This is a genomic window from Mesorhizobium argentiipisi (SeqCode) (assembly GCF_037179585.1).
Lineage (GTDB): Bacteria > Pseudomonadota > Alphaproteobacteria > Rhizobiales > Rhizobiaceae > Mesorhizobium > Mesorhizobium argentiipisi.
This window is the reverse complement of sequence record NZ_JAPYKO010000011.1, coordinates 126967-149910: the sequence shown is the minus strand read 5'-3', so window position 1 is coordinate 149910 and position 22944 is coordinate 126967. Positions and strand designations below refer to the sequence as shown.

Annotated in this window: 32 protein-coding genes, 1 pseudogene and 1 riboswitch; of the genes and pseudogenes, 26 read left to right on the top strand and 7 right to left on the bottom strand. The window is 63.7% G+C overall.

What is annotated here, in order from left to right; all coding sequences use genetic code 11:
* Positions 1–69 precede the first annotated feature (69 nt).
* From O7A05_RS17330 to O7A05_RS17320, 3 genes are read left to right on the top strand one after another with little or no spacing between them, the layout of a single operon-like run.
* The gene (locus O7A05_RS17330) at positions 70–687 is read left to right on the top strand and encodes a TetR/AcrR family transcriptional regulator (RefSeq protein WP_337094248.1); all 618 of its coding nucleotides are present in this window, start codon (positions 70–72) and stop codon (positions 685–687) included.
* 38 nt (positions 688–725) lie between these two features.
* A complete protein-coding gene (locus tag O7A05_RS17325) occupies positions 726–1355 on the top strand; it encodes a hypothetical protein (protein ID WP_337094247.1) in 630 nt (209 codons plus the stop codon).
* 58 nt (positions 1356–1413) lie between these two features.
* Entirely contained in the window at positions 1414–2262 is an 849-nt protein-coding gene (locus O7A05_RS17320) for a 23S rRNA (adenine(2030)-N(6))-methyltransferase RlmJ (protein WP_337094246.1), read from the top strand.
* Between the two features lie 108 nt (positions 2263–2370).
* Here the strand turns inward: O7A05_RS17320 and O7A05_RS17315 are convergent.
* A pseudogene (locus tag O7A05_RS17315) lies at positions 2371–2499 on the bottom strand (AraC family transcriptional regulator); the annotation flags it as partial.
* Between the two features lie 716 nt (positions 2500–3215).
* Between O7A05_RS17315 and O7A05_RS17310 the strand changes: the two are divergent.
* From O7A05_RS17310 to O7A05_RS17295, 4 genes are all read left to right on the top strand, one after another.
* Positions 3216–3638, top strand: coding sequence for a VOC family protein (locus O7A05_RS17310; protein ID WP_337094245.1), 423 nt, complete (start codon positions 3216–3218; stop codon positions 3636–3638).
* 34 nt (positions 3639–3672) lie between these two features.
* A complete protein-coding gene (locus tag O7A05_RS17305; RefSeq protein WP_337094244.1) occupies positions 3673–4035 on the top strand; it encodes a DoxX family protein in 363 nt (120 codons plus the stop codon).
* Between the two features lie 184 nt (positions 4036–4219).
* Positions 4220–4672: a hypothetical protein gene (locus O7A05_RS17300; protein ID WP_337094243.1), complete on the top strand. Its 453-nt coding sequence runs from the start codon at positions 4220–4222 to the stop codon at positions 4670–4672.
* Positions 4673–4827: 155 nt separating this feature from the next.
* Entirely contained in the window at positions 4828–5442 is a 615-nt protein-coding gene (locus O7A05_RS17295; protein WP_337094242.1) for a LysE family translocator, read from the top strand.
* Positions 5443–5463: 21 nt separating this feature from the next.
* On the opposite strand, the gene O7A05_RS17290 is transcribed toward O7A05_RS17295, so the two are convergent.
* Positions 5464–6054 (bottom strand): TetR/AcrR family transcriptional regulator, encoded by a 591-nt coding sequence (locus tag O7A05_RS17290; RefSeq protein WP_337094289.1) that lies wholly within the window; start codon positions 6052–6054, stop codon positions 5464–5466.
* 104 nt (positions 6055–6158) lie between these two features.
* Here O7A05_RS17290 and O7A05_RS17285 point away from each other — a divergent pair, with 104 nt between their 5' ends.
* From O7A05_RS17285 to O7A05_RS17270, 4 genes are all read left to right on the top strand, one after another.
* Positions 6159–6707 (top strand): DinB family protein, encoded by a 549-nt coding sequence (locus O7A05_RS17285; protein WP_337094241.1) that lies wholly within the window; start codon positions 6159–6161, stop codon positions 6705–6707.
* Between the two features lie 382 nt (positions 6708–7089).
* Positions 7090–7455 carry a hypothetical protein gene (locus tag O7A05_RS17280; RefSeq protein WP_337094240.1) on the top strand — a complete coding sequence of 122 codons (366 nt, stop codon included), beginning with the start codon at positions 7090–7092 and terminating at the stop codon, positions 7453–7455.
* 268 nt (positions 7456–7723) lie between these two features.
* The gene (locus tag O7A05_RS17275; protein ID WP_337094239.1) at positions 7724–8320 is read left to right on the top strand and encodes a glutathione S-transferase family protein; all 597 of its coding nucleotides are present in this window, start codon (positions 7724–7726) and stop codon (positions 8318–8320) included.
* An 87-nt stretch (positions 8321–8407) separates the two neighbouring features.
* Positions 8408–8782, top strand: coding sequence for a TfoX/Sxy family protein (locus O7A05_RS17270; protein ID WP_337094238.1), 375 nt, complete (start codon positions 8408–8410; stop codon positions 8780–8782).
* Between the two features lie 92 nt (positions 8783–8874).
* On the opposite strand, the gene O7A05_RS17265 is transcribed toward O7A05_RS17270, so the two are convergent.
* On the bottom strand, positions 8875–9528 hold the full coding sequence (locus O7A05_RS17265) for an outer membrane protein (RefSeq protein WP_224512642.1): 654 nt from the start codon (positions 9526–9528) through the stop codon (positions 8875–8877).
* Positions 9529–9941: 413 nt separating this feature from the next.
* Here O7A05_RS17265 and O7A05_RS17260 point away from each other — a divergent pair, with 413 nt between their 5' ends.
* The 10 genes from O7A05_RS17260 (at position 9942) to O7A05_RS17215 (ending at position 16917) form a co-directional block, all read left to right on the top strand.
* Positions 9942–10706: an SDR family oxidoreductase gene (locus tag O7A05_RS17260; RefSeq protein ID WP_337094237.1), complete on the top strand. Its 765-nt coding sequence runs from the start codon at positions 9942–9944 to the stop codon at positions 10704–10706.
* Positions 10703–12787 carry an excinuclease ABC subunit UvrC gene (gene uvrC / locus O7A05_RS17255; RefSeq protein ID WP_337094236.1) on the top strand — a complete coding sequence of 695 codons (2085 nt, stop codon included), beginning with the start codon at positions 10703–10705 and terminating at the stop codon, positions 12785–12787. Before O7A05_RS17260 ends, uvrC begins: the two co-directional genes overlap by 4 nt.
* A gap of 304 nt (positions 12788–13091) precedes the next feature.
* Complete coding sequence (pgsA, locus tag O7A05_RS17250; protein ID WP_040984724.1) at positions 13092–13688, top strand: CDP-diacylglycerol--glycerol-3-phosphate 3-phosphatidyltransferase; 597 nt, start codon at positions 13092–13094, stop codon at positions 13686–13688.
* A 5-nt stretch (positions 13689–13693) separates the two neighbouring features.
* Positions 13694–13951: a molybdopterin converting factor subunit 1 gene (gene moaD / locus O7A05_RS17245; protein WP_041001878.1), complete on the top strand. Its 258-nt coding sequence runs from the start codon at positions 13694–13696 to the stop codon at positions 13949–13951.
* A gap of 1 nt (position 13952) precedes the next feature.
* On the top strand, positions 13953–14432 hold the full coding sequence (locus O7A05_RS17240; protein ID WP_337094235.1) for a molybdenum cofactor biosynthesis protein MoaE: 480 nt from the start codon (positions 13953–13955) through the stop codon (positions 14430–14432).
* Positions 14433–14512: 80 nt separating this feature from the next.
* Positions 14513–14926: a YbaY family lipoprotein gene (locus O7A05_RS17235; protein WP_337094234.1), complete on the top strand. Its 414-nt coding sequence runs from the start codon at positions 14513–14515 to the stop codon at positions 14924–14926.
* Between the two features lie 179 nt (positions 14927–15105).
* Positions 15106–15375, top strand: a complete 270-nt coding sequence (locus tag O7A05_RS17230) for a hypothetical protein (RefSeq protein WP_224512651.1) — start codon at positions 15106–15108, stop codon at positions 15373–15375.
* 204 nt (positions 15376–15579) lie between these two features.
* A riboswitch (Fluoride riboswitch) is annotated at positions 15580–15641 on the top strand.
* Between the two features lie 97 nt (positions 15642–15738).
* A complete protein-coding gene (crcB, locus tag O7A05_RS17225; RefSeq protein WP_337094233.1) occupies positions 15739–16131 on the top strand; it encodes a fluoride efflux transporter CrcB in 393 nt (130 codons plus the stop codon).
* Positions 16132–16149: 18 nt separating this feature from the next.
* A complete protein-coding gene (crcB, locus tag O7A05_RS17220; RefSeq protein ID WP_337094232.1) occupies positions 16150–16557 on the top strand; it encodes a fluoride efflux transporter CrcB in 408 nt (135 codons plus the stop codon).
* A gap of 15 nt (positions 16558–16572) precedes the next feature.
* On the top strand, positions 16573–16917 hold the full coding sequence (locus O7A05_RS17215; RefSeq protein ID WP_337094231.1) for a DUF190 domain-containing protein: 345 nt from the start codon (positions 16573–16575) through the stop codon (positions 16915–16917).
* A gap of 15 nt (positions 16918–16932) precedes the next feature.
* Here the strand turns inward: O7A05_RS17215 and O7A05_RS17210 are convergent, their stop codons facing one another.
* Both O7A05_RS17210 and ndk read right to left on the bottom strand, forming a co-directional pair.
* The gene (locus O7A05_RS17210; RefSeq protein WP_337094230.1) at positions 16933–17139 is read right to left on the bottom strand and encodes a hypothetical protein; all 207 of its coding nucleotides are present in this window, start codon (positions 17137–17139) and stop codon (positions 16933–16935) included.
* A 167-nt stretch (positions 17140–17306) separates the two neighbouring features.
* Positions 17307–17729, bottom strand: a complete 423-nt coding sequence (gene ndk, locus O7A05_RS17205) for a nucleoside-diphosphate kinase (RefSeq protein ID WP_041010781.1) — start codon at positions 17727–17729, stop codon at positions 17307–17309.
* Between the two features lie 158 nt (positions 17730–17887).
* Between ndk and O7A05_RS17200 the strand changes: the two genes are divergently transcribed.
* Complete coding sequence (locus O7A05_RS17200) at positions 17888–18136, top strand: hypothetical protein (RefSeq protein WP_337094229.1); 249 nt, start codon at positions 17888–17890, stop codon at positions 18134–18136.
* A gap of 156 nt (positions 18137–18292) precedes the next feature.
* Here the strand turns inward: O7A05_RS17200 and O7A05_RS17195 are convergent, their stop codons facing one another.
* Entirely contained in the window at positions 18293–18589 is a 297-nt protein-coding gene (locus O7A05_RS17195; protein ID WP_337094228.1) for a DUF1905 domain-containing protein, read from the bottom strand.
* Positions 18590–18611: 22 nt separating this feature from the next.
* On the bottom strand, positions 18612–19304 hold the full coding sequence (locus tag O7A05_RS17190) for a glutathione S-transferase family protein (RefSeq protein WP_337094227.1): 693 nt from the start codon (positions 19302–19304) through the stop codon (positions 18612–18614).
* A gap of 54 nt (positions 19305–19358) precedes the next feature.
* Here O7A05_RS17190 and O7A05_RS17185 point away from each other — a divergent pair, with 54 nt between their 5' ends.
* From O7A05_RS17185 to O7A05_RS17170, 4 genes are all read left to right on the top strand, one after another.
* Positions 19359–19868 carry a DinB family protein gene (locus O7A05_RS17185; RefSeq protein ID WP_337094226.1) on the top strand — a complete coding sequence of 170 codons (510 nt, stop codon included), beginning with the start codon at positions 19359–19361 and terminating at the stop codon, positions 19866–19868.
* 202 nt (positions 19869–20070) lie between these two features.
* A complete protein-coding gene (locus tag O7A05_RS17180) occupies positions 20071–20832 on the top strand; it encodes a hypothetical protein (protein ID WP_337094225.1) in 762 nt (253 codons plus the stop codon).
* 387 nt (positions 20833–21219) lie between these two features.
* Positions 21220–22005 carry a GGDEF domain-containing protein gene (locus tag O7A05_RS17175; RefSeq protein WP_337094224.1) on the top strand — a complete coding sequence of 262 codons (786 nt, stop codon included), beginning with the start codon at positions 21220–21222 and terminating at the stop codon, positions 22003–22005.
* 91 nt (positions 22006–22096) lie between these two features.
* Complete coding sequence (locus O7A05_RS17170; RefSeq protein ID WP_337094223.1) at positions 22097–22912, top strand: sterol desaturase family protein; 816 nt, start codon at positions 22097–22099, stop codon at positions 22910–22912.
* Positions 22913–22944 lie beyond the last annotated feature (32 nt).

Sequence of the window (22944 nt, the reverse complement as noted above, 5' to 3'; positions counted from 1 at the left end):
AAGTTGTCAAGCGCGGCCATGGATGCACCGAGCAAAAAAAAGCGACCCCGCGGAAAACTCTCCCGCGAGATGATCGAGGACGCCGCCTTCGAGGTGATAGAGCGGGAAGGGCTTTCCGGCTTTTCGATGCGCAAGCTCGCCGCCAGGCTCGGCTGCGAGGCGATGAGCATCTACCATCACTTCCCCTCGCAAGCGCATCTCTATGAGGCGCTGGTCGACCGGCAGATGAGCGGCCTCGTCATTCCCGACGACAGCTTGCCTTGGCGCGAGCGCGCCCGCGTTTGCATGCAGGAGTTCCGCCGTGTGGCGACAGAGCACCCGGCCTTTGCGCCCTTCATCGTTGTCTATCGCATGAACTCGCCACCCTGCCTCGCCAAGCTGAACGCCATCATCGGCCTGTTCGAGGATGGCGGCTTCGGTCGCGAGCTCAGCGCCCGTCTGTTTCGCGCCGCCGGCTACTATCTGATGGGCGCGATTCTTGACGAGACAGCCGGCTACGCCAAGGGACCTTCGGCGGTCACCACCGTCAGCGACGAGGAGCTGGCGCGCGTCTATCCGAGTGTCATGAAGGCCGGCGCCTATTTCGGCGCCGCTGGCTTCGACAAGACTTTCGAGCTTGGCCTGGAAATGTTTCTGGACGAGATGGAGCGGGTCCGCGAAGCTGCGCGAGACGAAAACCGCTCGTAAGAATGGCGGCCAGCCGAAGAAAATAGCCAAGGCTCTGAATGCGCTTCCTTTGTGTCCTTCTCCTCATCGCCGGTGCTGCCATTGGCATCTTCTATCCTTGGGCGATGAGCAATTTTTCCGGCCACGCGATCGGTACGTATCGCGTCTATGAGGGAGGCCGCTTCCGGCCCGTTACCGTGCAGCTTGCCGCAAGCGACGCGCCGGTGAGGGTGCTGGTCGATCTGACCGCGCGGGCCGAACGGGTCGCAGGACAGCAGCGCACGGTGCTGACGCTGACCGCCGCAAATGGCGGCCGCACGGCTCTAGCCTCGGCGCTCTCCTTCAACCACACCGACAATCCGCGCCAGACCAGCCCGCAACTGCCCGACAATATCTTTCGCGACGAGGCCGGCGTCATCGAGGCGGTCACGCCCGGACCTTACGTCTTCACACTCGGCCCGGGCGATGCCGACGGCATCGACATGCGCGCGGTCGATCTCATCCTGCGCGCCGGCACCGGCTCGATCGACGAACGCGCGCAGCCGGCCGGCTATACGCTGATGGGCGTCGGCCTTGCCGGACTGGCGCTGTCGCTGGTCTTCGGACGCCGCGGTGGTGGCCATCCGCAAAACCCCAATTCGCAGCCGCCACCGCCGCGCTGGGGCCGCAACGGTTCGCCACGAGCATGATGCCGAAAAGCGTGAAGCGGTTTTCGGTCGACATCATGCTCTCTAGAGGTAAGCGCGCATGAATTATCGCCACGCCTACCACGCCGGCAATTTCGCCGATGTCGTCAAGCATGCCGTGCTCGCGCGCCTCGTCGAATATCTCAAGCAGAAGGACAAGGCCTTCCGTGTCATCGACACCCATGCCGGCATCGGCCGCTACGATCTCGCCTCGGTGGAAGCCGGCAAGACCGGCGAATGGCAGAGCGGCATCGGCCGGCTGGCCGAGGCCACGCTCGAGCCGCAGGCGGCGGCGCTGCTTCAGCCCTATCTGGAAGCGGTGTGCGCGCAAAATGTCGATGGCGGCCTCAAGCACTATCCCGGCTCGCCGCTGATCGTGCGCGATCTCCTGCGCAGCCAGGACCGGCTGACGGCGATCGAATTGCACCCGGAGGATGCCGCGCGGCTGAAATCCGTCTTCGCCGGCGACTTCCAGGCAAGGGTGATCGAGCTTGACGGCTGGCTGGCGCTCGGCGCGCAACTGCCACCGAAGGAAAAGCGCGGCCTCGTCCTCATTGATTCGCCCTTTGAGGAGGAGGGCGAGTTCTTGAGGCTCGTCGAAGGGCTGCAGAAGGCGCACCGGCGCTGGCCGGGCGGCATCTACGCGCTCTGGTACCCGATCAAGGATCGCAAGGCGGTGACGACCTTCCGCGCGACGCTGAAGGAGACAGGCATTCCGAAGCTGCTCGACATCGCCTTCGAGATTCAGCCCGCCTCGGACGAGCCCAGCCTCGACGGCAGCGGGCTGGTGGTGGTCAATCCGCCCTATACGCTGGAGAGCGAATTGCGGGTGATGCTGCCGGTGCTGCACAGAGCGCTCGCCGTCCGGCAGCCGTCGCGCTGGACGCTCGATTGGCTGGCGGGCGAGTAGGGCGCCGCCTTCCCTTACGCCAGCGCCGTAGGCGTCACACCGGTTAGGTCGCCGGCTTTCGCGGATCAGATGCGCCTGGTCGGCATAGCCGGCCTCGATGGCGAGCAGCGCGGTCGAGGCTTCGCCCTGCTGCCGTTGCAGGCGCCGGTAGCGATGGAAGCGCAGAATGCGGTCGAGCGTCTTCGGGCCATAGCCGAAGGCATCCTCGAAACGGCGTCGCAGCGTCCGTTCGCTCATATGCAGCTGGCGCTGCAGGAACGGAACCAGCGGCGTTTCCGGCGGCAAACCTTTATGGATCACGTCGAAGGCCCGGCCCATCTGCGGGACGAGCGCATCGCGGCCTTCGGTGCGCATGCCGACCGTCTCTTCCAACTGCCGCAGCATGGCCGGCAGATCGGTCACAGCCTTGATGCGATCCGACAGTTCGCGGGCACGCGTACCCCATAATTCGTGGAGGCTCAGCCGTCCGCCGACGATCTCGCTGGCCGGCACGCCCAGCCAGCCGGCGGCGGCGCCCGGACGGAAGCGGAAGCCCACGATCACCGCGCCGGCCGGCGGTGTCTCTATTTGCGGCTCCTTGTCCGGCCCGGCCACGCGAAAGCGGCCGTCGATCCATTGCAGGTCGATCGTCGCGTCCGGCGTGATGACGATGGGTGGAACGGCGCGCTCGTCCATGCGGTGGACCCAGACCGCGGAGAAGGCATCGGCCAGGCCGCCGGCGACGGGGCGCTCGCGAAAGAAGCCGGTGGTCTGCGCCAGGACCGGTTCCATTCTCTCTCCGATCTGCTCCAGCGGGAGTTGCCGGATCGGTGTGACGGTCATTTTGGCCGAAATATTCAATGCCGGCGACGTCATCCATGGCAAAAGGGACGAACTTCACGGCGCTTCACGCGCTCGCATCGGACCGCATCCGTTTGCGGCTGTGGTCACGAATATAGAAAGGAGTGAGAGAAATGAAAGCTCGCATCACCGTATTGACGCTCGGCGTCGACGATCTGGAAGCCTCCCTTAAATTCTATCGCGACGGCCTCGGCCTGCCGAGCGAGGGCATCATCGGCCGGGAATTCGAGCATGGCGCCGTCGCCTTCTTCGAACTCACCGGGGGCCTGAAATTCGCGATCTACGAGCGCGCCAACATCGCCTGGGATGCCACGGTGCCGCAAAGCGGCCGCAGCCCAACCGAATTTACCATCGGCCACAATGTCGGCAGCGAGGCCGAGGTCGACGCCGTGATGGCCGAGGCCGTCAAGGCGGGCGCCCGCGTGGTCAAGCCGGCGCAAAAGACCTTCTGGGGCGGCTATGCCGGCTACTTCCAGGATCCCGACGATCATCTGTGGGAGGTTGTCTACAATCCGGCCTTCGTCCCCGAGGACTGAACGGAGCAAAACACGCCGTCGAGAGGAGGCCGCCATGCCTGTTCAAATCATTCAAGCGCTTGGCACTCTCCTCATCGGTGGCGTCTTCGTCTTTGCCGGCATCGAGCATTTCCTGAAATTCGGGGCGATGCGCGACTATCTGGCCGCCCAGAAATTTCCGGCCCCAGCCTTGATGCTGGTCGCCGGTTCGGCGGTCGAGATCATTGCGGGTTTCCTGCTTGCCATTGGCATGGCCCGGCCCTTCGCCGCCGGCGCGCTGGTCGCCTTCACGCTGGCGACGAACCTCATGGTGCTGCGTTTTTGGGCGAGCGAGGAACCGGAGCGCCAGGTGCTGCGCAATGCGTTCCTGGTCAACATCGCGGTCATCGGCGGGCTGCTGCTTGCCGGCACGTTTTAGGTTGTATGGAGTTTCAGGCGATGCTGGCATGACCTGAATCTCCATACAACCCAATGAGCTGGCGATGTCGGGAACGAAGTTTGGCGGAAACCCCAAAGTCTCTTCCGAAAAACCTTTATTTCGCACCCGCTTGACCACCGCCGAGCGAATCCGCACAGTGGGGGACCGACCTTGAGAGGCTGTCATGACTCGCTTCGCCCATTCCGCCCTTGCTACGCTGGTTGCGCTCTCCACTCCCTTTGCCGCTCCGCTGGGCTTCGGCCAGGCGGCGCGTGCCGCCGACCTATCAGTCTACACCGAGGACGACGGCAGCGTCTGCGGCGAGGCCTGGGTGCTGAACAAGATCACCGATCGCTTCTCCTATCAGGTGCATCACGTGCCGCATCTGCCGCAGGTCGCGATCACCGATTTCCGTAACATCCGCCAGCATCGCTACGAGCCGGCGAGCGATGAATGGCCGATCGGCCGCCATTACTGCCGCGCCACGGTGAACCTGTCGGATGGCCACGACCGCTCGATCTTTTACCTGATCGAGGAAGGTCAGGGCTTTGCCTCGATCGGCGACAATGTCGAATTCTGCGTCTTGGGCTTCGACCGCTGGCTGGTCTACAACGGCCGCTGCCGAGTGCTGCGCTAGGTTTGTCGCTTCCGCCGCGCGCCTGCGGTCAGAGGGACCGCATCCTTTTGCGCGCTGAATAGGTCTCGCCGCGAATGTTGTGCCTTCCGGCTTTCGCTGGAATGCAAATCAGTTAATCTGAACTCCCGAGAGCAACGACTTCCTCGGGGACCTTCATGGATACTGCTACCCTCCTTGCATTTGCGGCGGCCTTCTTCGTGTTCGCAGCCAGCCCAGGCCCCGACAACATGACCATCGTCGCCCGCACAATCTCCGGCGGCGCCGCATCGGGCATCGCCTATGGCGCCGGAACGGTGGCCGGTATCCTCATCTTCCTGGTCCTCGCCGCCTGCGGTCTGTCGGTCGTAGCCGCCAAGATGGCGGTCGTCATGGCCGTGCTTCGCTATGGCGGCGCGGCTTATCTGATCTGGATGGGCGTCAGGCTATGGACAGCAGCGCCCATCGTGCCAGACCTGCAGCCCTTATCCGGGCGGCGCGGGCTGCTTGCGACTTTCGCCACCGGCGTCGCGCTCAATCTCGGCAATCCGAAGATGCCTTTGTTCTATCTGGCGCTGCTGCCGAACGTCGTCGGCGCATCGCTGGACGCCGAGCGTCTCGGCGCGCTGATGCTGGTGATCCTGGCTGTCGAGACTGTCGTGATCGGCGGCCATGTCGTCCTCGCAGGCCGCGCCCGAAAGCTGCTGCGCACGCCGAAGGTCGTGCGCCGGGTGAACCGTGCGGCAGGTGGCGTGATGGTCGGTGCTGGCGTCGCCGTTGTCGCTGCCCGCTGAACCGACGCCAAGCCGACAATCTCACGCGGCCCTGCCGCCCGATATGTAAACCTGGATCAGCTCGATGAGCTGCTTCTGCAGCTCCGGCGCGTCGAGCATATTGCGCCGTGCCGCGTTGTGGATCACGCCTTCGACTGCCGATGAGAGCACGCGCGCCATCGTCTCGGTATCCTTGCGGCGCTTGCGATACTGCGCGACGGCCGCTGCGTAATGTTCGAGATAGCGCGCCTGGAACGAGGCATGCGCGGCGCGTGAGCCGCGGTCGCCGGGCGCCTCGTCCAGCAGCACCTGATGCAGCGTCGGATGGATCGAGTGCGCGCCGATCATGCCGCGCACCAGTTCGCGCGCGAATTGCTTGAGCGGCTTCTCCTCCGCCGCCGCTTCGCGAATCACCGACAGCACATGATCGAAGTGGCGGCGCCGGATCGCTTCGACCAGGGCGAGCTTGTCGGGGAAATATTGATAGAGCGAGCCGATGCTGACGCCTGCGGCCTCCGCCACCTTGTTGGTGGAAAAGCCCGCCCAGCCGAGCTCGCTCAAAACGTGAGCACCGGCTTCGATGATCGCCTCGACGGTAGCGATCGAACGCGCCTGGCGCGGCTGCTTGCGCATGCGTGCGGCCGGCTTTGCAATGCGAGTAGACATGCTGGCCCGTCTCCCGAGAATATAAACAGGATACTCACATTCATTTCACCAACGCAAATGGGGCCGCAAAGATGAGTGCCAAGACGTTGCTGAAGGGCATGCTCGCCTACCAGACCTGGGCGAATGATGAGCTGGTGGAGAAGCTTGCCAGGATGGACCCCTCGAGCGATCCTGGGATACGCAACGCCGCGATCCGCCTGATGAGCCATATCCATGTCGTATCGCGGATTTTTGCCGCGCATCTGAAGGGCGTTGCCCATGGTTATGCGAGCGACAATACGCCGGACACGTCCGAGCCGCGCGCATTGCGCACCGCCCTGGCCGAGGTCGACGGCTGGTATCTCGACTATCTCGAAACCGTTTCGGAGCAAGAGCTTGGGGACCCGGTCGCCTTCACCTTCACCGATGGCGACGAGGGCTGCATGACGAGGCAGGAGATGCTGACCCATATCGTCCTGCACGGCAGCTACCATCGCGGCGAGATCGGCCGCATGCTGGCCGGAATCGCGGTCGCGCCGCCTTGGGACACCTACGCCGTTCATCTGCATCGCTTCGAGCCGCGCGCCGCCTGCAGGGATGAACCTAAGCCGGCGGAGATTGACGGCGGCGCTCGAATATGAGCTAGAAGCTCACTTTCAAACCACTAAGCTTTGATCGTCTTACCTGGCCAATTCATCTGTAGATGTTTTCGCTGGACAAGATGAAGCCGGCGTTCGGCGACGCGTTCTCTATTGCGAGCACTCCGCTCACATTGTGATACAAGCTTATGCGGCGGATGGATGGATGATCGGGGGATAGAAGCCGCTCGAAAATCTGTGCGGCGGGCCGTCACTTGGAAAGTGACAGATTCGCTCACAATTTTTTAATGGGACGCGTTTCGTGTAACCAAAATTCAATAACTGAAAATCATTGTGTTGCTTCGCTGGCTAGACAGTCGCGAGTCAGATATGCATAGACACGCCGGGTCACTCACGACCATCGGCAAAACGCAAGGGGCATCGCATGGCAAAGACGACAACCAAGGCGCCGGCGGCGAAAGCGCCGGCAAAGAAGCCGGCAGCTAAGGCTGCCGCGAAACCTGCAGCAGTGAAGAAGGCAGCGGCGCCGAAGGCGGCCGCCAAGGCTCCGGCCAAGGCGGCAGCTAAGCCTGCGGCCAAGCCGGCCGCGAAGGCCGCGGCAAAGCCCGCCGCCAAGGCAGCGGCCAAGCCGGCAGCGAAGGCAGCAGCCAAGCCGGCCGCCGCCAAGAAGCCGGCAGCGAAGGCCGCGGCCAAGCCCGCCGCCAAGGCTCCGATGAAGGCGGCCGCGGCCAAGGCGCCGGCCGCTGTGAAGAAGGCAGCTCCGGCGAAGAAGCCGGCCGCCAAGAAGTAATCGCGTAGCTTCGCTCGCGAACCGCAACAGGTGAGGGCGGGTGCCACTTAGGCACCCTCTCGCCAATTCGGTGTCAAGACAAGCGGAGTCGGAGCGGACGCTCCTCCTAAAGCTCTCGGAAATTTTGCGGCCAGCAAAACTTCCGGGAGCTTTTTCTTTTCAGGTGCCCGCCCGACAAGATGCATTGGCTAATCCGGATCGGCCGGCTGGCCGTTGCCCGTCGGACCCTGATCGGTCAACAGTGCCGCAAACAATTGGGAACCCGATCATGCCGAAACTGCTCTATGCTTCCACATCCCCTTACAGCTCGAAGGTCCGCATGGCGGCCGCCTATGCCGGCATCGCCATCGATCTCATGCCGGTCAAGACGGAGGACAAACCCGCCGAACTAATCTCGGCCAATCCGCTCGGTAAGATCCCGGTGCTGGTGCTCGAGGACGGCCGCTCGATTTATGACAGCCGCGCCATCACCCAGCATCTCAATCGCCTGTCGAAGAACGCGCTGTTCCCGCGCAACCCGGACAAGCGGCTCGAGGCGGAGGTTCTGGAGGCGCTTGCCGACGGCATCTGCGACTGCGCGCTGTCGATGGTCTATGAGCGGCGCACCCGGCCGGAGGCGATGGTCTATCAACCCTGGCTCGACCGGAAATGGACGAAGATCACCGCGGCGCTCGACCTCATCAACGCCGATCCGCCGAGGCTGCCGAAGAAGATCACTGCCGGCCACATGGCGCTGCGCGCAACCCTTGGCTATCTCGCGCTGCGCTTTTCGGGCCAATGGGAGAAAGGCCGCGGCCGGCTCGTGCGCTGGGCCGCGAGGTTTGATGAGAAGTTTCCGGAATTGAAAGACAGCGTGCCGGGGTGACGGCGATTTTCCTTCTCCCAGAAGTCCCGTCTTGAACGCCGCCCGCTTCCATGCTTGCCTGACATTCACCTAAGTGGGAGTGGTGAGATGGCAAAACCCTCAACCAGCGCCGCACCCGACCCCATGGTCGAGCGCCTTCGTGCCGCCCTCGGCCGGCGCGCCTTCACCGAACAGAAAATGTTCGGCGGCACCTGTTTCATGATCGATGGCAACATGCTGATCGGCACTTCGAAGCGCGGGCTTCTGGTGCGCGTCGGCAAGGACGCACATGCGGCCGCCGCAGCACTTCCTCATGCAAGCACGATGGAAATGGGCGGGCGCTCGATGCAAGGCTATATCCGCGTCGCGCCGGAAGGGACGACGACCGATGCCGATCTCGCCGGTTGGCTCGATCGCGCCTTGGCCTTCGTCGAGACACTGCCGCCGAAGGCAAAGGCCAGACCGGCGAAGGGGTCGAAATGAGGACCGACTGAGGGCGCAACTCTTGTTGATTTCGCGGACACAAAAAAAGCCGGGCGCAAGGCCCGGCTTTTCCGTGTCGTGGCTTCTACGACTTAGAACTTCATACCGACGCCGAACGTGACGCGGTTGTCCTTCGACTTGACGTTGCCGAGGGCGCCGAAGTCCTTGTCGCCGTAGTCGGTGTAGCGGTACTCGACGCGGCCGAACACGTTGTCCGTGATCTTGATGTCGGTGCCGACACCGGCTGTCCAGCCGAGCATTGCCTTGCTCTCGTCGGTGGCGGTGAAGCTATCCGTGATCTTCTGGTTCTTGGCGGCGAGACCGCCGGTGCCATAGAGCAGGATTTCCGGGGTCACGGCATAGCCGAGGCGAGCGCGCAGCGAGCCTTCGAGGCCGCCCTTAGCGTTGATGCCAGCGCTGTCGCCCTTGACGCCGTTGTAGCCGAGATCGGCTTCAGCACCGTAGACGAAGTTCTCCTGCTGCCAATTGTAGCCGCCGAACACGCCGCCGATGAAGCCCTTGGTCTTCACATTGACGCCGGCGTCACGAGCATCGGCATGGCCGCTGAAGCCGTAGCCGAGGCTGATACCGGCATAGGGGCCGGCCCAGGAAGCGACCGGAAGCTCCGCAACCGGAGCGGGAGCCGGCGGCTCTTCGGAAACGACGTCGGCTGCAAAGGCGGTACCACCAAAGGCGAACAGCCCGAGCGCAGCGGCAAGCGGCGCGAATTTGAGATTGGTCTTCATTGTTATACTCTCCTTAAGCCACAAGACACTTAGGCTTTTTTGTTCATGAAACGCCCCGGCCCGTCCGGGGGGATAAAACGGGCTCGGCGCTCAACGGTTCCAAATGTCGTGCTGAAATGCGGCTGAAGCGAACCTGAACTTGGGTCATTCCCAGGCACGAATGAGGCCGAAAGGTGACGTTGCATCTTCGCAACAGCGAATGTCAGCAGGCTAATCATGTTGCGCTGCACGCCGCTTGGTTCAAGGGGTCCAGGGACATATATTGCCATGGACGGTGCCCCATATCTAGCGGGGCGCAAATGCATCCGGGCCGCTTCGCCACATTCCTGCCCCAGGTGGAAATGGCATTTAACGCTTGGCCCGTCACATTGTGCCGGCGTCCGGAATCGTGAAGCCGATTGAGGATTGACACCATGAGACAAACCACAGCCGTCGCGCTGGTGACGGGTGGAGCAAGGCGGATCGGCAAGGCGATCGTCGAGGATCTGGCCGCCAATGGCTTCGCCGTCGTCATCCATGCCAACCGGTCAAGCGACGAGGCCGAGGCGCTGGCGAAGAAGATCGGGGGCGAGGGCGGTCGCGCCGCCGTGGTCGCCGCCGACCTCACCGATATGGACGCCGTCGGCGATCTTGTCGGCAGGTCCGAGGCCGCGCTCGGCCCTGTCACCCTGCTGGTCAACAATGCGTCCTTGTTCGTCGACGACCGGGTGGAGGATTTCGACTGGCAGGCCTGGGATCGCCACTTCGCCATCCATGTGAAGGCGCCGGCGCTTTTGGCGCGGACCTTTGCCCGCGCACTGCCGCAAGGCGAGGAGGGGCTGATCGTCAACATCATCGACCAGCGCGTCTGGCGGCCGACGCCGCGCTATTTCTCCTATGCGCTGTCGAAATCGGCGCTGTGGACGCAAACCCAGATGCTGGCGCAGGCGCTCGGGCCGCGCATTCGCGTCAACGCCATAGGCCCCGGGCCGACACTGAAGAACAAGCGCCAGGACGACGATGATTTCGAAAGCCAGGTCGAGGGCCTGATCCTGAAGCGCGGCCCGCAATTGTCCGAATTCGGCGCCACGATCCGCTATCTCTGGCAAGCGCGCTCCGTGACAGGCCAGATGATCGCGCTTGACGGCGGCCAGCATCTTGCGTGGCAGACGCCGGATGTGACAGGCATGGTGGAATGAGTCCCGCAGTCCAGAGACATAAGAGAAACGGCGCCGCCGACGATCTGCCGCCCGATGTCGATCTCGACATCGAGGACGAGGCGGCGGAGGAGATCGTCGAACCGGAGTCCGTCCCCATCGGCCCCGAAGTCGCCTTCACGGCCATCGACTGGACGCCGCATGCCGGCGACGCCGACGGCATGGTAGGCGCCGAGGTGATCCAGACCTTGGTCAAGCGGCTGCCCAACCAGCCTGGCGTCTATCGCATGATGAACACCGCCGGCGACGTGCTCTATGTCGGCAAGGCGCGCAGCCTGAAGAAGCGCGTCACCAACTATGCGCAGGGGCGCTTCCACACCGCCCGCATCGGCCGCATGGTGCGCGAGACGGCGACGATGGAATTCGTCGTCACCCGCACCGAGATCGAGGCGCTGCTGCTCGAGGCCAACCTCATCAAGCGGCTGAGGCCCCGCTTCAACGTGCTGATGCGGGACGACAAGTCCTTCCCCTACATCCTGCTTACTGGCGACCATGTCTCGCCCGGCATCTACAAGCATCGCGGTGCGCGCTCGCGCAAGGGCGACTATTTCGGTCCCTTCGCTTCCGCCGGCGCCGTCGGCCGCACCATCAATTCGCTGCAGCGCGCCTTCCTGCTCAGAAGCTGCACCAACTCCTTCTACGAGAACCGCACGCGGCCGTGCCTGCTCTATCAGATCAAGCGCTGCGCCGGTCCTTGCACCGGCGAGATCTCGCATGAGGGCTATGCCGAGCTCGTCGCCGAGGCCAAGGATTTCCTTTCCGGCCGCAGCCAGAAGGTGAAGACCGAGATCTCGGCCGCCATGCAGCAGGCGGCGGAAGAACTCGATTTCGAGCGCGCCGCGATCTATCGAGACCGCCTTGCGGCGCTCTCGCATGTGCAGGCGCATCAGGGCATCAACCCGCAGACGGTGGAGGAGGCCGACGTCTTCGCCATCCACCAGGAAGGCGGCCAGACCTGCATCCAGGTGTTCTTCTTCCGCACCGGCCAGAACTGGGGCAACCGCGCCTATTTCCCCAAGGCCGATCCGGCGCTGGAACCGGCCGAGGTGCTGGGCTCGTTCCTGGCGCAATTCTATGACGACAAGCTGCCGGCGCGCACGCTGCTTCTGTCACAGACCGCGCAGGAACAGGAACTGCTCGCCGAGGCGCTCTCCACCCATGCCGGCCGCAAGATTACGATTTCGGTGCCGCAGCGCGGCGAGAAGAAGGATCTGACCGATCACGCACTGCAGAATGCGCGCGAGGCGCTCGGCCGCAGGCTGGCCGAGACATCGACCCAGGCCCGTCTGCTCAAGGGTTTTGCGGAGACCTTCGGTTTGGAAAAGCCGCCGGTGCGTATCGAGGTCTACGACAACTCGCACATCATGGGCACCAACGCGGTCGGCGCCATGGTCGTCGCCGGACCGGAAGGTTTCGTGAAGAACCAGTACCGCAAATTCAATATCCGCTCGACCGAGATCACGCCGGGCGACGATTTCGGCATGATGCGCGAGGTGATGCAGCGGCGCTTTTCGCGGCTGCTCAAGGAGCATGGCGACGAGCAGCCCGGCGCCACCGCGCAGGACGAGACCGGCGAGGAAGACCTGGTCGCCGGCAATGGCGGCTTCCCGGCCTGGCCCGATGTCATCTTGATCGACGGCGGCCAGGGCCAGATGACGGCGGTGCGCCAGATCCTGGCCGATCTCGGCGTCGAGGACCGCGTCGCGGCAATAGGCATCGCCAAGGGCCAGGACCGCGACGCCGGCCGCGAGCGCTTCTTCGTCAAGGGCAGGGAAAGCTTCACGCTGCCGGTGCGCGATCCGGTGCTTTATTTCGTCCAGCGCCTGCGCGACGAGGTGCACCGTTTCGCCATCGGCTCGCACCGCGCCCGTCGCAAGAAGGAGATGGTGAAGAGCCCGCTCGACGAGATCGCCGGCATCGGCCCCGGCCGCAAGCGCGCGCTGCTCCATGCCTTCGGTACCGCCAAGGCGGTCAGCCGTGCCGCGGTCGAGGACCTGGTCAAGGTCGACGGCATTTCCGAGCATGTGGCGAAGCTGGTCTATAATCACTTCCACGAGAGCTGAGGACTGGCCGCGCACGGAAGGTTGACCAAGGCGGCTGCGCGGCGAGGTGTGCCATGCCTTAGAGCATCCGCTTCGCTCCCGCTCCGACCGTGGATGACGAAATTGCCTGGGCTTCGCCAATCCCCAATGTTGTAAGAAAAGGCCGACATCGACGCTGCCGAGCGTCCGCGTCTGGGGGAAAATACCGGGAGCAGAGAGAGGTGCCTCACGCCATTTTCCCCTGGTCAATCGAATCTCGCCTGTTGACCCCCTACATTCGCTTCTGATTTGAGTACGTCTGGCGGAGGAGATTTCCCGAGACGACATGGCACAACGCGCGTTCAACTTGCCGAACATCCTTACCTATGCCCGCATCGTCGCGGTGCCGTTGGTCGTGCTGTGCTTTTTTCTTGAAGGACATCTGAAGTCGTCCGACTTCGCCCGCTGGTCGGCGCTGGTCATTTTCCTACTCGCCTCCATCACGGATTACTTCGACGGCTATTTCGCGCGTGCCTGGCAGCAGACCTCCAACATCGGCAAGATGCTCGACCCGATCGCCGACAAATTGCTGGTCGCAACCTGCCTGCTCCTGCTTGCCGCCGACACCGACCGCCATGGCGGCATCGCCGGCTGGTCTCTGTGGGCGGCAATCATCATCCTGTGCCGCGAGATCCTGGTCTCGGGCCTGCGCGAATATCTGGCTGCCCTGAAAGTGTCGGTACCGGTGACCCAGCTCGCCAAATGGAAGACCACCATCCAGATGGTCGCCATTGCCTTCCTGCTGGTCGGCCCGGCCGGCGACAAGATATTTCCGCTGACCACGCAGATCGGCCTGGTGCTGCTGTGGGTCGCGGCGCTCGTTACTCTCTACACCGGCTACGACTATTTCCGCGCCGGCCTCAAGCACATCATGGACGAGTGAGAGCAATGTCCACGAAGCTCATCTATTTCGCCTGGGTGCGCGAGCGGATCGGCAAGCCGGAAGAAGACGTCGAATTGCCTTCCGGCATCGAGACGGTCGCCGATCTGCTGCGCTGGCTGAAATCGCGCGGCGAGGAATATGAGAACGCGCTGCAATACCCCGATGTCATCCGCGTCGCCATCAATCAGGAACATGTCGGCCACCGCGAGAAGATTGCGGGCGCGCGCGAGATCGCGCTGTTTCCGCCGATGACCGGGGGCTGAGATGGTCGGCGCCGTCGTGCCCGCCATCCGCATCCAGCGCGAGGATTTCGACGTCGCCGCCGAGATCGCCGGCCTGACCAAGGGGCGCGCCGATATCGGCGCCGTGGTCACCTTCTCCGGCCTTTGCCGCGACGAGCAGGGTGCGCTGTCGGCGCTCGAGCTCGAGCACTATCCCGGCATGGCGGAAGCCGAGATCGGACGCATTGCCGCCGAGGCCGTCGGGCGCTGGCCGCTGCAGGGGCTCACCGTCATCCATCGCCATGGAAAAATAGCGCCGGGCGAGAACATCGTGCTGGTGGTCGCGGCCTCGTCGCACCGGCAGGCGGCCTTCGAGGCGGCGAATTTCCTGATGGATTATCTGAAGTCGCGCGCGCCCTTCTGGAAGAAGGAACACCGCGCCGACGGCTCCGAGGGCGGCTGGGTCGAGGCCAAGGACGCCGACGATCAAGCGGCAGATCGCTGGAAGAAACAGGGCGAATAAAAATCCCGTTCGGCCATCGAACGACCGCAATCCTTCCCAAGCTTCCCGGGTGGTTCGATTTGCTTGGCGGGAGCAATCTCATGCTGGACCGCATCGCGGAATTCTTCATCTTCGGACTGGTGCCGCTGGTCGTCGGCGTGCTTGCCGTGCCGGAATTGACCAAGGCCGACGAAAGGACGATCGCGGGCGACGTGACCTACCGCGAGCGCATCGCCCTGCCGCCCGATGCCGTGCTCGTGGTCGAGCTTGCCGACGTCTCGCTGCCCGATGCGCCGGCAACCGTGATCGCCAGACGCAGGATCGCGCCCACTGGGCAGGTGCCGATCAAGTTCGACATCGGTTTCGATCCCAAGGCGATCCAGAAGGGCCGAACCTACGCGCTGCAGGCGCGCATTACGGTCGGCGAACGGCTGATGTTCATCACCGATACAAGCCACCAGCCCGATCCGCTGGCGGGCAAGCCGCAGACGGTTTTGCTGAAAATGGCGCACTGACGTCGTGCGCCGCGCCCGACCGCGCGACTTTTCAGCCTCGAAACCGTGTTCGCCGGAATAAACCGGCAAGGCCAGGCGTTGACTTATGCAGACGGCGGGCAGGCAAAGGGACGGTGTCCCTTCACTTAAACCGCCAGACCGAATGCGCGGATCGATCTGGCACTCAAAGGAGACCAGATATGAAAAGGCACACGCTCTTTCTCGCAGTCACAAGCATATCGCTGATCGCCTTCGCCGGTTTTGCCAGGGCGGACGATCATCTGTTCAACGCCACGCAGCACGGCCTCAGCCCCGACAGCCAGCCTTTCCAGACCAATAAGGCCGGCCACAGCGGCGACCTTGCGCCTGGACAGGGCAGTCCGTTCACCGGCGAGGAGACGAAGACGCCGTCCACCGATACCGAGGCGGCGAACGCCCATGCGAATGTGAAAGACCGTCAAGCCAAATGACGTCTGCCCGCCGGGGGGCCCGGCGGATTTTAAGAAGCAATTCCAGGAAAGTGGGACGTGGTTTTCCGTCCGGAATTGCGTGAAGAGCGGTTCGCCGTTTCCAGGAAATGGTGAAACGCTCTAGCATGTCGGACCGCGTCAACGGTTCTGTCTGTCATTCAAGCACGTCGCAATTGACCGCGCGGCGGCGAACGCCTTGCCTCCCTCGAAAATGGGGATGGGGTTCCCCCGAAACCGCCCTTGTGGCTGATGACTCCTGCCAGGCGTGCTCTTGCACGGCAGGATTTGTTTTCCCGCTCGTATCATGCCTGATTTCGTGAAGTGATTCCGATTTGGAATCGCGTTAGGAAAGGCATTGAAGCGATGACTATTGCGGCGTGCGCCCTGGTTCTGATCGGCGGTTTCTTCGGCGGCATTTCCCGCTTTTTCCTGTCCGGCGTGGTTGGCCGCCGCATTGGCGAGACCTTTCCCTGGGGCACGCTGGCGGTCAATTTTTCCGGCGCCCTTGCCATCGGCGCCTTCGCCGGCGCGGCGCGCTCGGTCGGCGGCATCTTCGCCAGCGATCTCGTGCGCGACCTGGTCGTCGTCGGCCTGTTCGGCGGCTACACCACGGTGTCGTCCTTCTGCCTGCAGACGCTGAACCTGGCGCTCGAAGGCGAGGGGCGCCTCGCCGCCTTCAACGTCGTCGCGTCGTCGGCTCTGTGCGTGCTGTTCGTCGCCCTCGGCTTCTGGGCGGTAGTGTGGGCTGCAGGCTGAGCGATGGTGGACAGACAGATGGCAATGCGGCTTTATCTGGCGGTCGGCTGCGGCGCGGCGATCGGCTCGCTGGCCCGCTTCCTGTCGGGCTATGTCATCGTCTCCCTGCTCGGCCTGAGTGCGCTTTGGTCGACCGCTTTCGTCAATGTCGTCGGCTCCTGGATCATCATGGCTTTCGCCACGCTGACCGGGCCGGACGGCCGCCTGATGGTCGGGCAGGCCGGGCGCAACTTCGTCATGGCCGGCTTCTGCGGCGGGCTCACCACGTTTTCAGCGATGAGCCTCGACACCTTCGTCCTGTTGTTCGAGGGCGACTGGCGGCTGGCCGCGACCTATCTCATCAGTGTGGTCGGCCTGTCGCTCGCCGCCGCGTGGCTGGGCTATCTCATGGCGTCCAGGCTCAACCGCTTGCCGGTCGGCGGGTAACAAAAGGAGGAGAACATGGAACTTCCCGCGCAATGCGCGCTGCTCAGGATCTTCTTCGGCGAGGACGACAGGGCTGATGACGGCAAGCCGCTGCACGAGGCGATCGTCATCAAGGCGCGCGAGGTCGGCATGGCCGGCGCCACGGTGCTGAGAGGTCCGCTCGGCTTCGGCCGTTCGAGCGTGCTTCACACCGCCAAGATCCTGCGCCTGTCGCAGGACCTGCCAATCGTCGTCGAGATCGTCGATGCGCCGGAGAAGATCGATGCGCTGATCCCGGAGATCAAAGCGCTGACCAAGACAAAGAGCTGCCTGATCACCAGGGAGAAGGTCGAGGTCATCCGCTACGGCGACGGCGACTGAACCCGCCATCTCCCATCAGCCGCCACGAAGCCGGCGGCCGATCGTCCTTTCGTCGAAGATACCGGCGGAAAAGAGTTTCATGGCCTCTATCCCCAAGTCCGACGCCTCGGAACTGCCTATGACGATGCCGCGCTCCTCGCAGACCTGGTCATAGATACGCTTCAACAAAGCAAGATCGTCCGGATAGGCAAGGCCACTTTCAGAAACATGAGGCTTGATCATGCTTCCCTCCCTCGGTTCGGCGGAAGCGCGGCTCACAGCCGCCGACGCCCAGCGCTACTTTGTTGCCAATTTCGCTGAACCTAGGGCACGCGGCGGATGTGACCACCCGTCTCAAAATAAAAACGGCCCGCTGGAGCGGGCCGTTCCGTGAAACTCGAGCTTGCGCCTCAGCCGACGATCTCGGTGTCCGAGAACCAGTATTTGATCTCCTGCGCGGCGGTCTCCGGCGCGTCCGAGCCGTGCACCGAATTCTCGCCGATCGACAGTGCATGCACCTTGCGGATGGTGCCCTCGGCGGCATTGGCCGGGTTGGTGGCGCCCATCACTTCGCGGTTCTTGGCGATGGCGTTCTCGCCCTCCAGCACCTGCACGATGGTCGGCGCCGACGACATGAATTCCACCAGCTCGCCGAAGAACGGGCGATCCTTGTGGACAGCGTAGAACCCTTCCGCCTCGCGGCGGCTCATCCACACGCGGCGCGATGCGACGACGCGCAGACCGGCGTCTTCCAGCATCTTGGTGATGGCGCCCGTCAGGTTGCGCCTGGTCGCGTCCGGCTTGATCATGGAGAAGGTGCGTTCGATCGCCATATGGTCGTCCTTGTTCTGGGAATGGAAATTGGAGTGGCGGGCTCTATACAAGCCGCTCGGCGGCTTGCCAAGGGGAGGCCGCTTCTGGCCAAGGCGAGCGCTTTGCGGGATAATTAGACGGCTGCGAACGCGCTCGACGCAGGCTTGGAGCTGAGGCGATGAACTGGCCCTACCTCAGACGCGGCGACATGGCGGGCATTGTCTTCATGGCCGTGGTTCTTGCCGCGGCCGCCTTCGCCCTGCTGTTCTTCCCACAGCGCGCGGAGCAGAATTTCGGCTTCGGTCCGGAATGGCAATGCGTGCGCATGGGTGATGGCGATCCGATCTGCGTGAGGCTGGCCGAAGGCAATGCGCCGAATGACGACACGCGCGACAAGGGCGCATCAAACAGAGACGCGTCAAAGTAGATGCTAGAGCATGATCGCGAAAAGCGGGAACCGGTTTTCGGAGAAGAAAGTAGATGCTAGAGCATGATCGCGAAAAGCGGGAACCGGTTTTCGGAGAAGATATGCTCCAACAAAGAGTTAGATCAGGATGGCGATTCAACGAAACGTCATCCTGATCTAAAGCTCGACCTCAATGGTCAGTGTCGGCGAATCCCCCGCTTTGAGACCTTCGCGCTGGCGCACCGGGGCCTTGACCGGCAACAGCAGGCTGCCTGAGGCCTTGTCGGGGAAGAGCGATGTTTGCCATCTCGTGGCGCCGATCATCGCGGTGACGCCGAGCGAGCCCCAAGGGCGCGCCAGTCCCGCCATCGCCGCCTTGATGCGCGCCGCGACATCCGTCGGCAGCGTCACGAAATGCCAACCGCCCTTGCCCGGGTAGACCCAGATCTCGGCCTTCATCTCATAGCGCAACATGGCAGTCCGGTGCTCGCGCCGTTCACGCCGCGGCCGCGACCTGCCGGCCGATCCCGCCATGCAGGTCGAGGCAGCGCTCGAACCATTTGGCCACGCTGTCGCTGTCGTCGAGCAGCCGGTAGGGCGAGGCGATGCGCGCCCATTGCAGCGCGCCGAAGACGATATAATCGGCAAACAGCGGCAAGGCTCCGCCGATGAAGGGCTGGTAGGTGAGCATCGAGCGCAGCGGCTCCAGCGAGGCGCGGAAGCCGGCGAGCCCTGCGTCGCGGCCGGCCACCACCTCTTCCAGCCGCTTGCCGTAGCGCTTCTCGCGGTCCTCGCGGAAATAGCGGCCGTTCGTCTCGTCCTGCATCCCGTGCAGGTCGGTGAGCGCCACCGTCGCGACATAAGGGTGGATGGTGAGCTGCGACCAGCGCTCGACGAAGCGCGCCGTCGCCTTGCCGCCTTCGCCGGCAAACAGCGTCGGCCGCTCGGGATAGGCCTCGTCGAGATAGAGCGCGATGGCGAAGGAATCGACCACTACCCGCTCGCCGTCGCGGATCACCGGCACCGTCTTCGACACGCCGCCCTCCACCTTGGGCACTTCGAGGAAGCGCGTCGGCACCTTGGTCGCGGCGAGCCCCTTGTGGGCCAGCGCCATCCTCGTCTTCCAGCAATGCGGGCTGAACGGGCGTTCGGTGTCGTGACCGACGAGGTCATAGAACAGAATGGTCATTACGGTTCCTGCGGGTTACGAAGAGCCGGGATTCGTTGTGAGCCGGATGGAAGAATGAAACAGCATTTCATGATGTTTGCGGCCTACAATCAATGGGCCAATACGCGCATCTATGATGCCGCCGCGGATCTTGGCGAAGACGAACTCGGTCGCGACGTCGGCGCCGTCTTCGGCTCGATGCTCGGCACGCTCAACCACCTGCTCGCCGTCGACCGCGTCTGGATGAAGCGCTTCACCGGCGAGGGCGACGCGCCTTCGAACACCGCCGCCATGCTCTATCACGCCTTGCCGGCCCTGAAGCTGGCGCGCGAGGCCGAGGACAGGAGGATCCTCGACTGGGTGGGCGGGATGGGCGACAAGGCGCTCGCCGGCCGTTTCTCCTACATGACCGTCGACATGCGCACCGTCTCGCAGCGTCTTTCGCCGACGCTCGGCCATTTCTTCAACCACCAGACCCACCATCGCGGCCAGGCGCATATGGTGCTCACGGTGCTCGGCCGGCCCTCGGTGCCGCTCGACCTGGCGCTGTTCCAGCGCTCCGAGGAAGGTCGCGCCTACGCGTGAGCGCAGCATCGTCCGGGCTTTTCCGCGAGCCAGTTGCTGATCGAACCAACCATCAAGGAAACAACGAATTTTTCCCTTGAAAAAATGGAACCCTGACCGAGCCCGTTCGTATTCCCTTCATCCCTCTCGCACACAGGCATGCGCACGGACCCGGCACTCCGGCGATGCGGTGCGGAAAAATGTGGCAACGAAGGAGAATGCCATGAATGGTATCGTAGAAAAAATCGCCGGCGCGTTGGTCGGCGGCATCGCCATTCTCGCCGTGCCGGCGAATGCCGCTGGTCTCGACATCGGCTTTGGTATCGGCAACACCGGCGTCGCTGTGGGTAGTCCGGGCGGCGCGATCAACGGCGCGGGCTCCTCGATGGGCGGTTCAACCGGTCTCGGCTCGGGCTTTGGCAGCAGCATCGGTGGCGTCGGCGTGGGCGGCTCCGGCGGCTTCAACGCCGGCACTAGCGGCCCGATCAGCAGCGCCGCGGGCACGACCACCGGCACCTCGTTCAGTGCGACCGGCGTCGTCGGCGGTACTGGCACAGTGGGCGGCTCCGGCGGCTTCAACGCCGGCACTATTGGCTCGATCGGCGGCGCCCCAGGCACGACCACCGGCGTTGTCGGCGGCACCGGCACGGTGGGCGGCGACGGCGGCTTGAACGCCGGCACTACTGGCTCGATCGGCGGCGCCACGGGTATAACCACCGGCATCTCGTTCGGTACGACGGGCGGCATCGGCGGCATCGGCACGGTGGGCGGCGCCGGCGGCTTGAACGTCGGCACCAGCGGCTCGATTGGCGGCGTCATGGGCACAATCATCACCAATACCGGTACGTCGTTCGGTGCGACGGGCGGCGTCGGCGGTACCGGCACGGTGGGCTCGGCCGCCGGCCCCACCATGGGTTCCGGCAATACCTCGACCGGTGGAACTGGTGGCACCGTGGGTGGTTCGGGCAGCTCGACCGCCCACTAAAACCTCCCACTAAAGCGGTTTCAGGAACAGGCTGGCCCGCCGCCGTGGGGGCGGGCCTGCCGGTTGCGTCGCGTGATCGCTGCGCGCACCGAGCTTGCATTGAAGCCGATATTGTTTTCCCGCTGGACAATCGACCGGTTGCAGCGGGGCAATATACTGCCAACGGCCCAGCGGGAGTGTCGAACCGGCCGTGAGGGCTCTGCGGCTTCCTACCGCGTTGCCGCTGCGACCGGCGCTGCGCTGACGAGAATCTTCGGCCAATCGGGAAGCCCGCCACATCTGTGGTGGGCCGACGGCGTGTTAACCACACTTGCATTGAAGCTAATATGTTAGGACTTCTTTTGCGCTCGCGCCCCACAATAAGCCAGTTGCAGTGGGAGCAATGAAATGCGCATCGATTTGTCCCCGACAAGTTGGGGCAGGGTCGTGGTGGTCACTGCCGCCGGCACCGCCTTTTTCATTGCCGCCGCCTTCTTCGTCGATTCTTTCAATTTCCCCTCGCTGTCGCCGCAGGCGCTGCTTTGGGCGCAACTCACGGACCTTCTCCTGCCGCTTATCCTTGGCGGCTCCTTCCTGTTCTTCCTGATGTGGAAGATGCGCCAGCTGGCCATCACGCAGAAGGAACTCGGCGTCATTGCCGCGACCGACAGCCTGACGGCGGTCTTCAACCGCGGCGCCTTTTCGATGCTGGTCGAGGCCTATCTCGAGCGGGCGCGCGGCCAAACGGTCGCCGACACCGGCGCGCTGCTGATCGTCGATGCCGATCACTTCAAATCGATCAACGACCGCCTCGGTCATGATTGCGGCGACCAGGCGCTCAGGTTGATCGCCGCGACGATCAAGGGGCAACTGCACGGCGCCGACATTGTCGGACGCATCGGCGGCGAGGAATTCGCGGTCTTCCTGCCCGGCGCCGACGCCGCACGCTCCTTTCTGGTCGCCGAATCCATCAGGCGCCGCATTCGCGAGGCCGAGTTTGCACCCGGCGGGCGGCCCTGGCCGCTTTCCGTGAGCATCGGCGGCACCGCCTTCAGCGGCCCGACCACCTACCATGACATGTTCCAGGTCGCCGACCGCCATCTCTACAAGGCCAAGTCAAATGGCCGCGACCAGGTGAGCTTCGAAATCCCGCGCGGCACGCCGGCAGGCGACGCCTCTGGCACGGTCCACTAAATCAATTCCATCATGCTCTGCGCCAGCAACGGTCCGTTCATCCTTTAGCGGCTAGTGTCGGAGACTGGCCTCAGCCGATCCGCGAGCGACCGTGTTCGATCTCATCGACTACAAGGCGGTGCTGGTCATCGCCCTCATCTTCATTCCGCTTGAGCAGCTCCTGCCGCTGCATGCCGAGCAATCGGCCACGCGCCGGCATTGGCTGAACGACGTCTTCTATCTGCTCTTCAACGGCATCGTTATCAAGTTCGGCCTGTTGCTGGTGATCGGCGCTGCGATGCTGGTGATCCCGAGCGTCGTTCCCGAGGCGCTTTCCGCCGCCCTCCAGTCGCAGCCTTTATGGCTGCAGGCGATCGAGGCCTTGATCATCGCCGATATAGGCTTCTACTTTGCCCATCGCGCCTTTCACGCGATGCCGTTCCTGTGGCGCTTTCACGCCATTCATCACTCGATCGAGGAGATGGATTGGCTGGCGGCCCACCGCGTGCACCCGGTGGACCAGATCCTGACCAAGTCGGCTTCGTTCTTGCCGCTCTTCGCGCTGGGTTTTTCAGGCGAGGCGCTTCTCATCTATGTGCTGATCTATCATTGGCAGTCGGTGTTCATCCACGCCAACACCCGCATCAAGTTCGGGCCGCTGAGATGGCTGATTGCCTCGCCGCAGTTTCATCACTGGCATCATGCCAACGAACGCCAGGCTTATGACAAGAATTTCGCCGCCCAGTTGTCCGTTCTCGACCTGATCGGCGGCACCTTGTTCATGCCGCAGCATATGCCGGAAAAATACGGTGTCGACGAGCCGGTGCCGCAGCTCTATCACCAGCAGCTCGTCTATCCCTTCGTGACCGCGGCCGAGCCGGTCGCGCCGATCGCCGAAGCTTCGCCGGCGGCCGCCAAGCCGGAATGACGGCAGGGAAATGCCCGCCTCGGTGAACTGAC

Excerpts from the sequence above, each read along its gene's own strand:
- O7A05_RS17330 (WP_337094248.1), top strand. The coding sequence starts at position 70 with ATGATCGAGGACGCCGCCTTCGAGGTGATAGAGCGGGAAGGGCTTTCC.
- O7A05_RS17325 (WP_337094247.1), top strand. The coding sequence starts at position 726 with ATGCGCTTCCTTTGTGTCCTTCTCCTCATCGCCGGTGCTGCCATTGGC.
- O7A05_RS17320 (WP_337094246.1), top strand. The coding sequence starts at position 1,414 with ATGAATTATCGCCACGCCTACCACGCCGGCAATTTCGCCGATGTCGTC.
- O7A05_RS17310 (WP_337094245.1), top strand. The coding sequence starts at position 3,216 with ATGAAAGCTCGCATCACCGTATTGACGCTCGGCGTCGACGATCTGGAA.
- O7A05_RS17305 (WP_337094244.1), top strand. The coding sequence starts at position 3,673 with ATGCCTGTTCAAATCATTCAAGCGCTTGGCACTCTCCTCATCGGTGGC.
- O7A05_RS17300 (WP_337094243.1), top strand. The coding sequence starts at position 4,220 with ATGACTCGCTTCGCCCATTCCGCCCTTGCTACGCTGGTTGCGCTCTCC.
- O7A05_RS17295 (WP_337094242.1), top strand. The coding sequence starts at position 4,828 with ATGGATACTGCTACCCTCCTTGCATTTGCGGCGGCCTTCTTCGTGTTC.
- O7A05_RS17290 (WP_337094289.1), bottom strand. The coding sequence starts at position 6,054 with ATGCGCAAGCAGCCGCGCCAGGCGCGTTCGATCGCTACCGTCGAGGCG.
- O7A05_RS17285 (WP_337094241.1), top strand. The coding sequence starts at position 6,159 with ATGAGTGCCAAGACGTTGCTGAAGGGCATGCTCGCCTACCAGACCTGG.
- O7A05_RS17280 (WP_337094240.1), top strand. The coding sequence starts at position 7,090 with ATGGCAAAGACGACAACCAAGGCGCCGGCGGCGAAAGCGCCGGCAAAG.
- O7A05_RS17275 (WP_337094239.1), top strand. The coding sequence starts at position 7,724 with ATGCCGAAACTGCTCTATGCTTCCACATCCCCTTACAGCTCGAAGGTC.
- O7A05_RS17270 (WP_337094238.1), top strand. The coding sequence starts at position 8,408 with ATGGCAAAACCCTCAACCAGCGCCGCACCCGACCCCATGGTCGAGCGC.
- O7A05_RS17265 (WP_224512642.1), bottom strand. The coding sequence starts at position 9,528 with ATGAAGACCAATCTCAAATTCGCGCCGCTTGCCGCTGCGCTCGGGCTG.
- O7A05_RS17260 (WP_337094237.1), top strand. The coding sequence starts at position 9,942 with ATGAGACAAACCACAGCCGTCGCGCTGGTGACGGGTGGAGCAAGGCGG.
- uvrC (WP_337094236.1), top strand. The coding sequence starts at position 10,703 with ATGAGTCCCGCAGTCCAGAGACATAAGAGAAACGGCGCCGCCGACGAT.
- pgsA (WP_040984724.1), top strand. The coding sequence starts at position 13,092 with ATGGCACAACGCGCGTTCAACTTGCCGAACATCCTTACCTATGCCCGC.
- moaD (WP_041001878.1), top strand. The coding sequence starts at position 13,694 with ATGTCCACGAAGCTCATCTATTTCGCCTGGGTGCGCGAGCGGATCGGC.
- O7A05_RS17240 (WP_337094235.1), top strand. The coding sequence starts at position 13,953 with ATGGTCGGCGCCGTCGTGCCCGCCATCCGCATCCAGCGCGAGGATTTC.
- O7A05_RS17235 (WP_337094234.1), top strand. The coding sequence starts at position 14,513 with ATGCTGGACCGCATCGCGGAATTCTTCATCTTCGGACTGGTGCCGCTG.
- O7A05_RS17230 (WP_224512651.1), top strand. The coding sequence starts at position 15,106 with ATGAAAAGGCACACGCTCTTTCTCGCAGTCACAAGCATATCGCTGATC.
- crcB (WP_337094233.1), top strand. The coding sequence starts at position 15,739 with ATGACTATTGCGGCGTGCGCCCTGGTTCTGATCGGCGGTTTCTTCGGC.
- crcB (WP_337094232.1), top strand. The coding sequence starts at position 16,150 with ATGGCAATGCGGCTTTATCTGGCGGTCGGCTGCGGCGCGGCGATCGGC.
- O7A05_RS17215 (WP_337094231.1), top strand. The coding sequence starts at position 16,573 with ATGGAACTTCCCGCGCAATGCGCGCTGCTCAGGATCTTCTTCGGCGAG.
- O7A05_RS17210 (WP_337094230.1), bottom strand. The coding sequence starts at position 17,139 with ATGATCAAGCCTCATGTTTCTGAAAGTGGCCTTGCCTATCCGGACGAT.
- ndk (WP_041010781.1), bottom strand. The coding sequence starts at position 17,729 with ATGGCGATCGAACGCACCTTCTCCATGATCAAGCCGGACGCGACCAGG.
- O7A05_RS17200 (WP_337094229.1), top strand. The coding sequence starts at position 17,888 with ATGAACTGGCCCTACCTCAGACGCGGCGACATGGCGGGCATTGTCTTC.
- O7A05_RS17195 (WP_337094228.1), bottom strand. The coding sequence starts at position 18,589 with ATGTTGCGCTATGAGATGAAGGCCGAGATCTGGGTCTACCCGGGCAAG.
- O7A05_RS17190 (WP_337094227.1), bottom strand. The coding sequence starts at position 19,304 with ATGACCATTCTGTTCTATGACCTCGTCGGTCACGACACCGAACGCCCG.
- O7A05_RS17185 (WP_337094226.1), top strand. The coding sequence starts at position 19,359 with ATGAAACAGCATTTCATGATGTTTGCGGCCTACAATCAATGGGCCAAT.
- O7A05_RS17180 (WP_337094225.1), top strand. The coding sequence starts at position 20,071 with ATGAATGGTATCGTAGAAAAAATCGCCGGCGCGTTGGTCGGCGGCATC.
- O7A05_RS17175 (WP_337094224.1), top strand. The coding sequence starts at position 21,220 with ATGCGCATCGATTTGTCCCCGACAAGTTGGGGCAGGGTCGTGGTGGTC.